Here is a 13,138-nt window from a genome sequence, read left to right on the forward strand (position 1 = left end):
GGGCTTCAGAATGGCTTTTAGAAGGCTTTAAGAGGCTGACTGTTGAATTTTTATGTAGGTTTAATAGGTTAAATATGGAGGTTAGAGCATGAGTGCAGAGGACATTTTAAGGCTCATCGAAGAAATGGAGAACGGTGAACGTTGGAAATTACTTGATAAGATGTATGATTTATATTTCAACAAAAGCGGACATTATGAAACGTTAGATGAAGATTATTGACCTGAATTCATTCAGGTCTTTTTTTATTTGTTCACAAATCTGTCACATTTACCACTTTAAAGAACATATGTTCGAGATATAAGAGTAATGTAAACAAAAACAATATTGGAGGTTTTATAAATGAAGAATAAATTTGAACGTGAAATTGCTGACTTAAAGCGCCGAATCAATGAAATGATTGATAACGATGAATATGATGAAGTAATTAATGCAGAGCTTGAGGATCTTGGTTTATATCAGAATGGAATTGATCCTTATAGCCCCGAGTATATATTAGAGGAAATAAAAAAGGTGCGAGAATATCAAGAGAAAATTAAAAGTATGGAGAGTTTATATGGGACAGAAGTGGTTGATGTTGTGATGGAATATGGTTGCGAACCTGAACAAGCACAGGAGTTCCTCCAATTGGAAAAGAAGTTTGGTGAGGAAATAGCGGAGAGAATGATTGAATCTGATTCTCAAATCCTTATCGACAATCGAGTGTGCTGTAGGCCTATGAATACATCAGTCTTATTAGAATTGATGAGCGATTGGACGTTAAAACCGATTGAAAACAATATGGAGGCACTAACATTTTATCTGCGCCTCGAAGAAAATACGGGTACTGACGCCGATTTTCAAGTTTATTTAAGAGGGAAAATTGATGAATTGAAAGAAAGGAAAAATCTAAGTGAAGGTGAATTTGCTAAGATAAATTTACAATCTTATGATAGATTCTATGATGAAAAAGAAAGCGATAAATATACTGAAATCCTTCTAAGAGAGGTATTTAAACGTGGTACGGAAATTAATCAAAGGCTGTTTGGTATATAAAATCTTTATTTTATAATTAAAAATAAAAGGACCATTTAGGTCCTTTTACTTTATCTTTTTCTATTATTTTGACGAGATTTTCTTGATATTTTCTTTTTATTTTTATTAGAATGTTTTTGGTTTTTAGCTCGATCTTTGTTAATATTTTTTTTCATAGACGAAGGAAAGTAATCCTGAAAAGCTCTAGGTTTAACACCTTGGTTGGCATAAAAAAATTTACGAGTTTGATAAACAATCTCTGCCAGTCCAATGCATGATCGCATTAATTCAAAACATTCAAGAACAAACTCTGTTAAATATATATTTTCAGGAGTTCCCTTTTTTTGATCGCCAGAAGGATAATAGGTTAATTTTTGAGTGATAACATCATAAGTATAACTTCTATGTCCTATTGCATTACGTATTCTATTATCAACTTTAGAAACGAAAATTCTATCGAAGCTTTCTTCACCATTAATAAATTCTAACTTTCGCCCTTTATTGCGCATTTTACTATAAGCTTCAATATCTAAAATATCTTTGTTTACATTTTCTTTCATTTTTTTAAAATCTGCTCGATGCTTTAAATTATTATATGCAACTATTAAATTTAAAATATCGCCTATATCTTCAAAGGTATCTATGTAGAAATCTTTAATATCTTCAAAATCAACAGTTGTTAATCCTAATTTTTTGATTACTTCTTCTTTGTGATTTTTTTCTGAATAAAAGTCTAATCCATAAATAGGAATAAACATGTGGAATTTATCAATAAACTTATTGATAATACCGAATAGCTTACGTTCATAATCAGCTAAATGACTTTCAAAGTGTTGTGCTATCAAAAATAATTGATTTTTTGCACTAATGTTATCCAACTCTTTGAAAATATGGTCAGAAATCCCTTTGAAATAATTGTCTGCAAAATTTTTGGTGAATATTAAATTTAAAAAATGAACTGCTCTTAATAATTCTAGCTCATTATCTGCAGGGAATTTTGTTTTATTTAATAATTTATGAATTTCTTTAGGTAAGTATGTATGATTGCCATTAAACCATAGTTCATTAATTCGTCTCAAAGTGGGCCAAGTATGTTCAATTTTATCTAGAAAATCAATGGTGTTTTGTTTGAAATTATCAATATTTCCTCCCATGGGGAATATACCATTTTTGAAAAAAGGAGAGCAAAAAGTATCCATATCTTCTGTATATGGACGCATTTTTTCAGTCAAGAGCTCTCCAGAAACTTCAATTAGATAATCGGGTTTTCCAATGCTCTCTAAAGGTATTACATTTTTTAATTTTATAGAAAATCCTGCATTTTGTTGATCTAAATATACGTTGCCGAATATTGAAATACCACAATTACCACATTTGATTCTTACTGGATAGCGATTTAACCAACCAAGCTGAACTTGTATACGAGTAATACTATTACAAACATTACATTGAAAATCATTTGTAACTATCATTTGAATCATCCTTTTAAAAACTTATTATTTCATACTACGTTTTATTATAATAGCAAATAATTATAATTTACCAGTTGTATTTCATGAAATGAAATTCTCATTTTATATACAAAGATGTATCATTATAAATTTTTAGCAGCTAGACTATCGTAATGTTCTTTTTGTCCAATCTTCGATTGTCCAAAGTAATTGCATAAAAAGTGTGCAAAAACTCGTTGGAAATGTATCAACCGCAATACTTTCGGGACTTTTTCGTAAAAAAGAATAATATAAAAAATCATTTCTTCGAGAACCTTTTAGGTTCGAGAAAAAAGACATACGTCAGTAGTGATGCTGGGAAAATAACTTTTAAAAAGTCCCTTCATTCCATTTACGTTTTGGTTATAGCAGATAGAAATATAACATAAGGAAATTAACCAAACGGAGGAATGAAAAATGACTGTTAAAGTTATTGATGCTATTTGTGGAGCAGGCAAAACAAGTTATGCAATTCAATATATGAATGAACATATGGATAAGTTGTTTATATATGTTACACCATTTTTGACAGAAGTTGAGAGAATTAAAAATCAGACTATTAAAGAATTCTTTGAACCGAATATTAAATCTGGAAACGGAAAGAAAATAAATCATGTTAAAGCTCTTGTTGAAGAAGCAGTAAATATTGTTATGACTCATGAATTATTTGCTAGGCTTGATGAAGAAACTTTATTCAATATAAAAAAAGAAGGATACGTTCTTATTATGGATGAAGTAGCAAACGTTCTTGATACAGTTAGTGATGTTGATAAAGATGACATTAGAGTAATGATTGATTCGAATCTTATTAAAATTGAGGAAGACGGGCAAATCACCTGGTTAGACCCTCTTTATCAAGGAAAGAAATTCAGTGATATAAAAATACTTAGTCTAAAGAAAAATCTGTTTCTCCATAATAATTCAATCATTTTTTGGACCATGCCTGTAAGTAACTTTAAGTCATTTAAAGATGTATATATACTAACTTATTTATTCGATGGTCAAATTCAGAAGTACTATTACGAAATGAAAAATATTAGTTATGAGAAATATTCTGTTCGAAAAAATGATGAAATGAAATATGAGCTAGTAACATATGATAGAACTCAGGAACCAAGAAGTTTAATTGGCAGTCTGCTAACTATCTATGAAGACTACCAGTCTTCTACTGGAAGAAAGAGCTCGATGAACTCAAATTACTTGAATAAGAGGAACAATCCTGAAAAAGCTTTGTCTAAAAATTGGTATGACAAAGCTGATGTTAAACAGGTTGAACAGATAAAGAAAAACTTAGTTTCTATTTTCAGAACTCAAAATCCTGTTTCTAATGATGAGCTATTTTGGACATCATTTAAAGGGCATGCTGCGTCTTTAAAAAATGTGAAATGTAAGTTAAATAAAAAGGATGATCGTTCAAAAGATAATTTCGTTCCCTTTAATACTAGAGCAACAAATGATTATGCTGATAGAAAAGCAACTGCATTTCTTCTAAATAGATTCATGAATCCAAATGAATATCAATTCTTTTCATACAGAGAAGTTGAAGTCGATGAAGAGTTGTTAGCAATATCAGATTTAATCCAATTCTTATTTAGAGGATGCATCAGAAATAATGAACAAATGTATTGCTATATTCCATCTGCAAGAATGCGACGATTATTGAAAAGGTGGATAAATTTTGAAATCTAGGAGGTATTTAAAATGTTTGTTGAAGTAGATCGTCATGGCTTTGGAGAAAGAGTTCAAATTACTAAGCCTCTTAAAGTTCCAAATCAAGTTAGACATATAACTTTGAAGCCTATTCAAAATGAAGACAATGAAGAAGTGAAAAGAATAAAAGAAAAATGGAAGGAAATGAAGGGAAGTCGTACAAAAAATGTCGGAAACATATATTAATATTAGAGAGATAAAAAGTTTCATAAATGTGAGAAAAACTGTCTAAAAATCGCTACTTGTTTATATTATAAATAGAGAGTCGTATAAGTAATAAAGCTTACTTATACAACTCTTTAATTTCCATATTAACCTCCTTTTTAATGCAAGTTAGGAAGAATCATTGTTACGTATGCAAGTAGTTCAATTAGAGATCCATTAAGCTTTTAAAGTTCCTTAATTCGAATTTTAAAAGTTTGTTGGATCTCGCTTCCTTAAAATTAAATAAAAGATTATTAGATAAAGCATTTGAAAGCATCCTTTTGAGTGTTTTATTTAGTAATTTTAGTTTAAATATTTAGGCGATACTTCGGTATCGTCTATTTTATTTTTTACAATTCACTGCTTTTAAAAGCAGTGTTAAGAACTTGAAAGGAAGTAATAAACAATGAAAATGGAACTTCGTGTTGCAGTCTCTGATTTACATACAAATACAGATGGAACAATGACAGTTTCCGGTTATGTTAATAAAACTGGCCAACTAAGTAATGTATTAGGAGTTACAAAACGATTTGTTGAGAAGATTTCTAAAGGAGCTTTCTCTCGTGCGATTCAATCGGCACAAAAAGATATTGATTTCCTTGCTGAACACAAGGGCGACTTAATTTTAGCTTCGACTCGCAACGGTTCTTTACGATTAACAGAAGATAATCAAGGCCTTTATATGGAAGCTACAATTACTCCTACATCATGGGGAAAAGATTATTACGAATTAATCAATTCTGGCATTCTCAGAAACATGTCATTTGGTTTCCGTACTATTAAAGACAGTTGGAGATCACTTGAATCTAATCTTTATGAACGAACAATTGAAGAAATGGAATTATTTGAGGTATCGGTTGTGAAAAATCCTGCGTATTCTCAATCAACAATCGCAGCTCGAGGCATCGATCTTGTTAAAGATGTTGAAATCCCGAAAGAAGTTAAAACAAACAATCAACTAAAGGAGAAGAGAGAAATGGAAAAGACGATAGTTAAATATGGTATTGAGGAACGAACACAAGAACAATTAGGACTAGAACAATTTGAGTCCTTTGTTTTAGGAAAACAAAATGGACAAGAAATAGCTGAAAATCGAAATAGTGAGGTAAGATTTAATACAACGGGAACAGCTGGTGGGGCCGTAATTCCTGAATCTGTTCACAATCAAGTAATTAAGAAAGTGGAAGAGCGTTCTCCTATTTTTGAAATGGCTCGTAAATTTCCATCAGTTGCAGGTACGTTAACGATTGCAAGGGAAGACAGCTTAGATGATGCAGGTTTTGTTGGTGAAGGAATTAATTTAAAACAATTAGCTATGGATTTTGAAACTGTTAAATTAGAACAGAAGAGAGCTGGGGCGGCTATCCGAGCTTCTAATCAGTTATTAAAGGATACTGCAATTTCAACATCAGATTATATTGCAGACCTATTATCACGTAAATTAATAAAAGCGATTGAAAAATCAATTTTAGTTGGTACCGGTGGAAATGAATTTAATGGTATAGTAAACGATACACTTGTTCCAACTGTGAAGGTAAAGAAAGTTGAAATTGATGAACTAATGGATTTGCATAATAGTATCCCTTACGATTATGCAGATGGAAATGCAGCATTTGTTATGGCACGTAAAACATATAACCAAATTGCTAAATTAAAAGATGCGTTAGGTCACTCTTATGTACAAAATGGAGTAGTAAATGGAAGACCTACAAGAACGTTATTTGGTAAAGCAATTTATATTACTGACGTTTTACCTGAATCGACACCAGTAATTTTCGCAAACTTTTATCATGCTTATGCAATAATGATTAAACAGGCTGCAAGATTACAACGAACAATTGATACTGAAAATGCTCTGGCAGGAACAACTACTTTCGTGTTGGATAGTTATATGGATGGAGCAGTCTATAATCCACAAGCTATCGCTAAATTAGTTGTTGCTTAAATTATTCGAACAACAGTAGATTATTTATTCAAAGGATCGGCATTCGCCGGTCCTTCTTTTTTTATTTTAAGCACTATTGAATGAGAGGTGGAATCATACAAATGAAAGAAATAGAATCAGTAATAAAATTTAGAGGTATACTTCGTGAAAATGATTATAGGCTATTGGTTGCACGTATAGCTACTCACTACTTAAAAGAAAAGGTGGGAAGTAAAACGGATTTACATAAAGCAGTAAACAAAGTACTAATATCACAACAGTTAGAACCAGTATCATTTAGTGTTATTCGTAATAACCTATATCCACAAAATGAAAGTAATACTTAAAGAGGTGAGATAAGCACTATCTTATATATGCGGATAAGGTGCTTATGAGAGGTGCTGTATATACATCTATAGGGTACAGCATTAAATGCGAATGTGAGGGGTTATATATAACGTTATGTATATACATCTCTATCAGAAGGTATTAGCAGATTAATAGCAGATACAAATGCAGATATAAACAGAATATAATCAGCAGTTATAACAGATATGTATGCTGATAGATAAGCAGAATGATATGCAGTGTGAACAGCATTAACAACAGCATACACATACGTAGTTACAACAGTTATAACATCAGTAAGTAAAGCAGTATCAATCAGCATTAATAGAGGATGATGTGAGCAGCAATAAGAAGCAGTAACTACAGTAGATGAAGCAACAACAACAGCAGATGCAACTACGATGATGATGCATTAATGTGTGTTGATTAATGAGGATGAAAAGGTGAGTGAAAATGTTGCTCAAACTAATGAAGGAAATGCAAAAACAAAACTCCGAAAAGTTCTCCGAAAAAAAGTCGATGAAAAAAACAAAAAAGTGTGCGGCTAAAAAAGTTTGGAAGATACCGCCTACCCCTTTAGAAAAAAACGAAAAATATCATGTAATAACGAGGGAGAGTACACTCACACACAAGGTACCAATTGGCCCAAACTCCGTTGAAATAAAAAAGATTATTCTGTACGAATAACCCTTCGAATTATTTTTTATTCTTTATCTTTTTTTTCATCTTCTCCCAACGATTGAGTGTCACGCCATTCAAGTGTAACTTTATCTCCGACTGCCATGCCTGGATAAGGTCTTATGTGAACCGTAACACCTTCACCAAATTCCTCTCGATTGCTTGGCTCATCTAGACTTGGGGTTTCTGGAAGGGCTAATCCTTCTTTTGAATCATTTTGCTTTTTATCAGACATATTCATCTTCTCCCTCTTAGTTCAATTTTAAATAGCCTCACCGATATTATTTCTTTTTTATGAAAGCTTATACCTTCTTTATCATCTAGTAGACGTTAGGTCTCTGACATTAAAGAAAACTCTCAGACTCCGTTGAAATAAAATAAAGCTCATTCTGATGAATGAACTTTATTTTTGAGCAGTCTTAACTGCTTCCATGAACTCGTAAACTTCTTTAATTAGTGGACTCTTTTGTAAATCAAGATGAAGCATAATATTCATGAATACCATAAGTTTTTCATCATCGTTTAATGCTTTGAACTCTCTGAACATCTCCGCATTGCTTTTAAGATCCATAATCTCACCCCTCCTTCTATCATACCACCATTTATTGTAAATAACCTCATATTTGTATTTGATTTCTACAAGTAACATTTTAAATTGTTTATCTCTCTAAGAATGTAATAACGCTTTAGAATGAAAAAGGGTGTTTAGATAATATGTAAAATTATATAAATTTATTGGTTTTTTTTGTATAATAATTATGAGTATATAGATTAAGGGGAATTTTTCTTATGGCAAAGACCATTAATAGAGATGCAGGAGATAAAACAAAAGGATTTAGACTACAAAGATTGAGAGCGATAAGCTTGCTATTCGACCAAATGGAAAAGAATGATGATAGAATTTCTGTATTTGCTTCTACAGAATATCTTGATGATGTTTATATAAAAAAAGTTTCTCCTGATGGAATAATTACATATACAGAAGGGGACAAAAATTACGATAACTCGAAAAAGTTTTCGTTTATGTCTAGAGAGGTAACAAATAGTTTGATAATCTTCTTAGATAATTGGTTGAATTGTGATATGAGTGATACTCTATACTATTGTTTTTATACAAATATCCAGTATACATACGAAAAAGATAATACTCCAACAATAAAAAAATTAGGAATAGAGTTACCAGAAAAGCCGATATTAGACTATTTAATAGCATATGAATTTAATAAGGAAGTAATAGAGTGTATAAAGAAACGACTGTTATATGAATATGAAGAACAATATAAAAATAAAGAGGAAAATGGCTATTTAGGAGTAATTAAAGAGTTCGAATATGCAAAATGGGTCAGTTTTTTTTCGAGAATAAGTTGGCAATTTGGCCAGTATGATGAAAAAGAATTAGAAGTAGCGTTAATAGATAAATTGGAAAAAAGGTCATTTTTAACTAATATTGATGTTTTGGGGAATGAAGATCTTATTATCAATTTACTAGAAAATAAATTTGGAGCTAATGAAAAATTTAATGATGCTATGTCCAAACATGTAACATCAGCTCATGTGGAAAACATCTTACTCAGAATAGCTAAGGATATAGTGAAAAAAGACAGTGATCCGGTTTATAGTGTATGGGAAAATTTAGAACCACCTACCGATAATAGGGGATTAAAAGATAAAATTTTCGATGTAGATAAAGACTATAAAAAAAGGAAAATAGGTTTGAAAGCAAGAGACATTGCATCTATTAAAGAAGAATTCCAGCAGCTATCTGACCAAGAACAAGGATCATATAGATATAGGATTTTTGAGGCGTGTCAAAAAAGATTAAATGAATTACTTGATAAAGAACTTCCGGTTGATGTGGATGGTTGGCTTGAAGAGTTATTTGAGGTATCAAAGAAGCACTTAGAAGATAAATCTAAAGATTATTCATACGTTATTCAGAGTGATGATGCTATACAAAAAGTCATTTTAGAGTTAATAGATAGCTGTTTTTTATCTTTTGATGAGAAAGGTTTTTACGATGGGAACATATAACGAGCAAATAAAGAAAAGAATAATGTTTACTAAGGACAGCGATTATTATTTTATTACGTATAATTCATTGTTAATATTAGATCATTTAAATTGTTATGAAGGTAAATCGAATTTTTATGATTATAGAAAATTAATATACATTTTACCTTTTATAGCCGAAAATACTCTTTTAAAGATCGTTACTAAAGAAGTTTCTTTAAAGGAAGAGGAAATAAAGATGCTAGAGGATATATATATAAATGCTAGATTGCGTGAGCCGATACTAAAATCTATTCTATTCACTCTTGAAAAAAAAGGTTATATAAAAATGGAGAAGAATAAAACTAGAAAAAGCATAGACGTACAGTTAGTTCCAAATTCGATTTCAAGTGATTTTTTGAACTCAGAAATATTTACAGTTGAGTCTAAAAACATCGCTCTTTTTAAATCGTACTATCAAAGACTAACGGTAATAAGCCTAGAAAGTTTAATTGCAAAACTTTTCAAGGAGAAAGGAGTGATTGTATGGGATATTTAAAGGTGGAGCGAGTTTTTTATGAAGGTGATAATTATTATTACGAATCACCATTATTTGAGAATGGTATAAATATTATAGAAGGTGAAAATGGAACTGGAAAGAGTACTTTTTCTAATTTACTAAGTTTCTCTCTTGGTAATTATGTAAGAGAGTTCGATAAAAGAGAAAGCAAGAAACATAATGAAATTGTTAATGATAAAAATAATTATGTCTTAACAACTGTTTCGATTGATGACAAAAAATATAAATTAAAAAGATTTTTTAATGATAATCGAATTTTTGTAGAAGAAGATGGAGAGATACAGGACTATTTAATTCACAGACCGCAAAATGATATTAAAATTTTTTCTGATTGGTTGCTCGAAAAATTAGGTATTCCAGTTGTCGAGTTTTTTCAAGGAACAGCTCAGTCTAAGTTGAATTTTTCTGATTTATTTAGATTAATTTATTATGATCAAAAGACTGTTCCTGAAAAAATTTATAAAGAAGCAAGAAATGATGGTAATTTTGTTTCGGACTCAGAATTTATGAGGAAAGTTATATTTCAAATGCTAATGGGTCATGAGTTTTCTGAGTATTATCGATTAATTGGGAAGCTCAATAAGGATAAAAGAACTAAGAGCAAATTAAAAGCGAGAGAAGACGGATTTGTTGATATTGCTAAGGAATTTGGTTATGGGGAATTACGTAATGAAACTTTAGAAGAAATAAAAAGTTTAATAGATGAAAAAAAATTACAACTCCAAAGATTGGAAATTTATGAAGGGAATTTGCTTAAGGTAGATGAAAATCCTTCTGAAAGTATCTCTAAAGTAAGAAACTACAAAAAGGAATTAATCGAAATAGAACTTAAAATCGAAAATGCCTTAAATAAAATAAATAGGTTGTATAAAGAAATACATAATATAAAAATATTAAAAGAAAATACTATGTTGGAAGTTACACAAATAAAGAAAATTATTCTAACTCATGAAGAACTAAATCTGTTTTCACCAGATACATGCCCTTATTGTGTAAATAAAGTCACAAGAGCAGAGGGACACTGTATATGTGGAAGAGAAGTATCCGAAAATGAATATGAAAAATTTTTTTATTCCACTGATGAATATCTAACTATACTAAAATCAAAGCAAAAATCTGTTGAAACCTTAGATATTGCAATCCAATCATGTGATGATGAATTTTCTATACTTCATGAAGAGCTTGAGAACCTTAAAAAACAAAAACAAAATAAGTTGAAGCTGATTAATGAAAGTAAAAAAGATGCTGAGAGAAATACAAATGTTGCTGTTATAAAAGAGGTACAGCAGAAAAAATTCAAGCTTAAGGAAGAGATTACATCCTTGCAACAAAACTATAAAGTAAAGAAGAATTTTGATGATATTAGTAAGTTGCTTATAGCAGTAAACAATTCGATAGCAGCAACAAGCGCTAAGTTAATAAAGAAAGAAAACGATGCACAAAAGGAAATAAAGATTCAAATCGAAAAATTTAATGAGATTTATAATAGTTTATTAGTAGATATAAAGGAAGATATTTATAAGGCTAGAATAGATGAAGAAAATTACATGCCAATTATAAATGAAGGAGAATATAAAGAGGCAAGTGTTGATGTTCCTATTAGACTAATGTATTTTCTAACATTATTAAAAATGTCAATAAATAATTCAAAGGTTCCTTTTCCAAGGTTTTTATTAATAGATACCCCTGAAAATTTAGGGATAGATAAAGATAATTTAGAAAAATCAATGGAGAAGTTTACAACTGCGGAAGAAGAGCCAGAAAAAAATAATTACCAAATTATTTTAACGACCGGAATTGATAAATATCCTGAGGAATTCTCTGTATTTAAGAGAGGGAGATCTTTATATAGAAGTCAGAAACTCTTGTCAAAAAAACAGTAGTTAATAAAATATCAATTTTATTATTTATTTTTATCACCTCGATATTAGAAAATCGAGGTGATTTTTTTATTACATATAAATGTAAATAAACTCTTATAAAAGTTTGAATGTTGAAGAATACGTACTAATGGTTTGAAAAGGAAATCTAAAATTTAATTTCCATAAAAAGGAATTTTTGATATAATATAATCATAGCGATATATTAAAATTTAAAAGGAGAAGTGAGTATGAAAAAGAAAATATTTATTTGGTTAGGATCAATCGTAGGGTTAGTTGTTCTTACAATTGGCATAACTCTCGGACTAATACATTTTGCAACCAAATCCGCAGACAAGAAAACAAGTGCTGAAGTAGAAACGAGCAAATATAAAGAAGCTCCGAAGGAGGAAGAAGAATCAATCACCGCCCAAATTGATGGTGTTTTCATGAATCTTCCTATTACTGAAAGTTCTAGCGAAGAAGAGGTTCTTACAGCAATGCACCATATGAGTCACCAAAAAGTAATCGCTCAAAAGAAATGGGGAGTTATCCCAATGTCTAGAAAGAATGCAGAGAAAGTACGAGACATCTTAAATAACAGTAACTTTGAAAAGAAAGCAGAGCTTTTAGCAATTGCTGAAAGGTGGGTTAAAGGAGACTACAGCCAAATCGTACTTGATCATAACTACTTCTGGTCTACTCAGGGTGGTACTGTTGGTAAAGCTACTGGAGTTTTAGATTTAGCATCCGAGAAAGAATTCGTTTCAAATAACTTCGGTGAAGAAATCTTAGCACAATTAGTTAAGCAAGGCGATTTAATAAAATAAAGCTACATAATAAAAGGCTATGAAGAAGCTTCCCTTTAGGGAGGCTTTTTTATTTTTTTTAGTTTTTGATTTACACTTTTCATTCTCTCGATAAAAAAACGATAGGGACATAGAACACAGACAAAACGTCTCGCATATCATATCGGCAGAGGTGAGAGGCATCATGAATTTTAAATACAAAGAAATTGGAAAGTTTGATGCTCGTAAAGCAGCAAAAGCCCTCCTTGAATTGGCACAAGAAATAAAACTAGAAGATGAAAAAGAACGTAAAAATGAAGATAAAAATGATAATGAGAAAGCAAGTTAAACCCGTACATATTCAGTGTGTACGGGTTTTTCTTTCTGATTTATAATTATATAAAGGAGTGATACACATGAAGGTGAACGAATATTCCGTTGATTTAGAGGATATAAAGAAGATGTTGGAACTTTACACAAAATTAAAGGATACGGATATTTTCAAGGAGTTTTACGAAGAAGAACTTAAGCCAATAAAAATAGAAAGATTACAAAT

At 30.5% G+C, this 13,138-nt stretch carries 15 protein-coding genes; 12 read left to right on the forward strand and 3 right to left on the reverse strand.

All coding sequences use genetic code 11. From position 1 onward, the window contains the following. Positions 1–88 precede the first annotated feature (88 nt). On the forward strand, positions 89–220 hold the full coding sequence (locus ACTJJY_RS21985) for a hypothetical protein (protein WP_440605814.1): 132 nt from the start codon (positions 89–91) through the stop codon (positions 218–220). Positions 221–340: 120 nt separating this feature from the next. Beyond that, on the forward strand, positions 341–1,033 hold the full coding sequence (locus tag ACTJJY_RS21990; RefSeq protein WP_440605815.1) for a hypothetical protein: 693 nt from the start codon (positions 341–343) through the stop codon (positions 1,031–1,033). A gap of 50 nt (positions 1,034–1,083) precedes the next feature. Here the strand turns inward: ACTJJY_RS21990 and ACTJJY_RS21995 are convergent, their stop codons facing one another. Beyond that, complete coding sequence (locus ACTJJY_RS21995; protein WP_440605816.1) at positions 1,084–2,484, reverse strand: metal-binding protein; 1,401 nt, start codon at positions 2,482–2,484, stop codon at positions 1,084–1,086. A 435-nt stretch (positions 2,485–2,919) separates the two neighbouring features. Between ACTJJY_RS21995 and ACTJJY_RS22000 the strand changes: the two genes are divergently transcribed. The 5 genes from ACTJJY_RS22000 (at position 2,920) to ACTJJY_RS22020 (ending at position 7,236) form a co-directional block, all read left to right on the forward strand. Next, positions 2,920–4,191, forward strand: a complete 1,272-nt coding sequence (locus tag ACTJJY_RS22000; protein WP_440605817.1) for a DEAD/DEAH box helicase family protein — start codon at positions 2,920–2,922, stop codon at positions 4,189–4,191. A 12-nt stretch (positions 4,192–4,203) separates the two neighbouring features. Then, the gene (locus ACTJJY_RS22005; protein WP_440605818.1) at positions 4,204–4,398 is read left to right on the forward strand and encodes a hypothetical protein; all 195 of its coding nucleotides are present in this window, start codon (positions 4,204–4,206) and stop codon (positions 4,396–4,398) included. Between the two features lie 424 nt (positions 4,399–4,822). Continuing rightward, positions 4,823–6,361, forward strand: coding sequence for a phage major capsid protein (locus ACTJJY_RS22010; protein ID WP_440605819.1), 1,539 nt, complete (start codon positions 4,823–4,825; stop codon positions 6,359–6,361). 101 nt (positions 6,362–6,462) lie between these two features. Next, positions 6,463–6,687: a hypothetical protein gene (locus tag ACTJJY_RS22015; RefSeq protein WP_440605820.1), complete on the forward strand. Its 225-nt coding sequence runs from the start codon at positions 6,463–6,465 to the stop codon at positions 6,685–6,687. A gap of 423 nt (positions 6,688–7,110) precedes the next feature. Next, entirely contained in the window at positions 7,111–7,236 is a 126-nt protein-coding gene (locus ACTJJY_RS22020; protein ID WP_440605821.1) for a hypothetical protein, read from the forward strand. Positions 7,237–7,391: 155 nt separating this feature from the next. On the opposite strand, the gene ACTJJY_RS22025 is transcribed toward ACTJJY_RS22020, so the two are convergent. Together ACTJJY_RS22025 and ACTJJY_RS22030 are read right to left on the reverse strand one after the other, a co-directional pair. After that, positions 7,392–7,601 (reverse strand): hypothetical protein, encoded by a 210-nt coding sequence (locus ACTJJY_RS22025; protein WP_440605822.1) that lies wholly within the window; start codon positions 7,599–7,601, stop codon positions 7,392–7,394. Positions 7,602–7,769: 168 nt separating this feature from the next. Next, positions 7,770–7,937, reverse strand: coding sequence for a hypothetical protein (locus ACTJJY_RS22030; protein WP_215552357.1), 168 nt, complete (start codon positions 7,935–7,937; stop codon positions 7,770–7,772). Positions 7,938–8,155: 218 nt separating this feature from the next. Between ACTJJY_RS22030 and ACTJJY_RS22035 the strand changes: the two genes are divergently transcribed. The 5 genes from ACTJJY_RS22035 to ACTJJY_RS22055 all read left to right on the forward strand — a co-directional run bounded on the left by ACTJJY_RS22035 (position 8,156) and on the right by ACTJJY_RS22055 (position 12,931). Beyond that, complete coding sequence (locus ACTJJY_RS22035; RefSeq protein WP_440605823.1) at positions 8,156–9,397, forward strand: hypothetical protein; 1,242 nt, start codon at positions 8,156–8,158, stop codon at positions 9,395–9,397. Then, complete coding sequence (locus tag ACTJJY_RS22040) at positions 9,384–9,914, forward strand: hypothetical protein (RefSeq protein WP_440605824.1); 531 nt, start codon at positions 9,384–9,386, stop codon at positions 9,912–9,914. Before ACTJJY_RS22035 ends, ACTJJY_RS22040 begins: the two co-directional genes overlap by 14 nt. Then, a complete protein-coding gene (locus tag ACTJJY_RS22045) occupies positions 9,902–11,818 on the forward strand; it encodes a hypothetical protein (RefSeq protein ID WP_440605825.1) in 1,917 nt (638 codons plus the stop codon). The genes ACTJJY_RS22040 and ACTJJY_RS22045 overlap by 13 nt, the downstream gene beginning before the upstream one ends. 227 nt (positions 11,819–12,045) lie before the next feature. After that, positions 12,046–12,624: a PRK06770 family protein gene (locus tag ACTJJY_RS22050; protein ID WP_098251731.1), complete on the forward strand. Its 579-nt coding sequence runs from the start codon at positions 12,046–12,048 to the stop codon at positions 12,622–12,624. Positions 12,625–12,787: 163 nt separating this feature from the next. After that, positions 12,788–12,931 carry a hypothetical protein gene (locus ACTJJY_RS22055; protein ID WP_166704310.1) on the forward strand — a complete coding sequence of 48 codons (144 nt, stop codon included), beginning with the start codon at positions 12,788–12,790 and terminating at the stop codon, positions 12,929–12,931. Positions 12,932–13,138: the final 207 nt, after the last annotated feature.

It is taken from the genome of Bacillus sp. 22475 (assembly GCF_052044835.1).
In the GTDB taxonomy this organism is placed as follows: Bacteria; Bacillota; Bacilli; order Bacillales; family Bacillaceae_G; genus Bacillus_A; species Bacillus_A cereus.

Coding starts and splice junctions, on each gene's coding strand:
- ACTJJY_RS21985 (WP_440605814.1), top strand. CDS start 89: ATGAGTGCAGAGGACATTTTAAGGCTCATCGAAGAAATGGAGAACGGT.
- ACTJJY_RS21990 (WP_440605815.1), top strand. CDS start 341: ATGAAGAATAAATTTGAACGTGAAATTGCTGACTTAAAGCGCCGAATC.
- ACTJJY_RS21995 (WP_440605816.1), bottom strand. CDS start 2,484: ATGATAGTTACAAATGATTTTCAATGTAATGTTTGTAATAGTATTACT.
- ACTJJY_RS22000 (WP_440605817.1), top strand. CDS start 2,920: ATGACTGTTAAAGTTATTGATGCTATTTGTGGAGCAGGCAAAACAAGT.
- ACTJJY_RS22005 (WP_440605818.1), top strand. CDS start 4,204: ATGTTTGTTGAAGTAGATCGTCATGGCTTTGGAGAAAGAGTTCAAATT.
- ACTJJY_RS22010 (WP_440605819.1), top strand. CDS start 4,823: ATGAAAATGGAACTTCGTGTTGCAGTCTCTGATTTACATACAAATACA.
- ACTJJY_RS22015 (WP_440605820.1), top strand. CDS start 6,463: ATGAAAGAAATAGAATCAGTAATAAAATTTAGAGGTATACTTCGTGAA.
- ACTJJY_RS22025 (WP_440605822.1), bottom strand. CDS start 7,601: ATGTCTGATAAAAAGCAAAATGATTCAAAAGAAGGATTAGCCCTTCCA.
- ACTJJY_RS22030 (WP_215552357.1), bottom strand. CDS start 7,937: ATGGATCTTAAAAGCAATGCGGAGATGTTCAGAGAGTTCAAAGCATTA.
- ACTJJY_RS22035 (WP_440605823.1), top strand. CDS start 8,156: ATGGCAAAGACCATTAATAGAGATGCAGGAGATAAAACAAAAGGATTT.
- ACTJJY_RS22040 (WP_440605824.1), top strand. CDS start 9,384: ATGGGAACATATAACGAGCAAATAAAGAAAAGAATAATGTTTACTAAG.
- ACTJJY_RS22045 (WP_440605825.1), top strand. CDS start 9,902: ATGGGATATTTAAAGGTGGAGCGAGTTTTTTATGAAGGTGATAATTAT.
- ACTJJY_RS22050 (WP_098251731.1), top strand. CDS start 12,046: ATGAAAAAGAAAATATTTATTTGGTTAGGATCAATCGTAGGGTTAGTT.
- ACTJJY_RS22055 (WP_166704310.1), top strand. CDS start 12,788: ATGAATTTTAAATACAAAGAAATTGGAAAGTTTGATGCTCGTAAAGCA.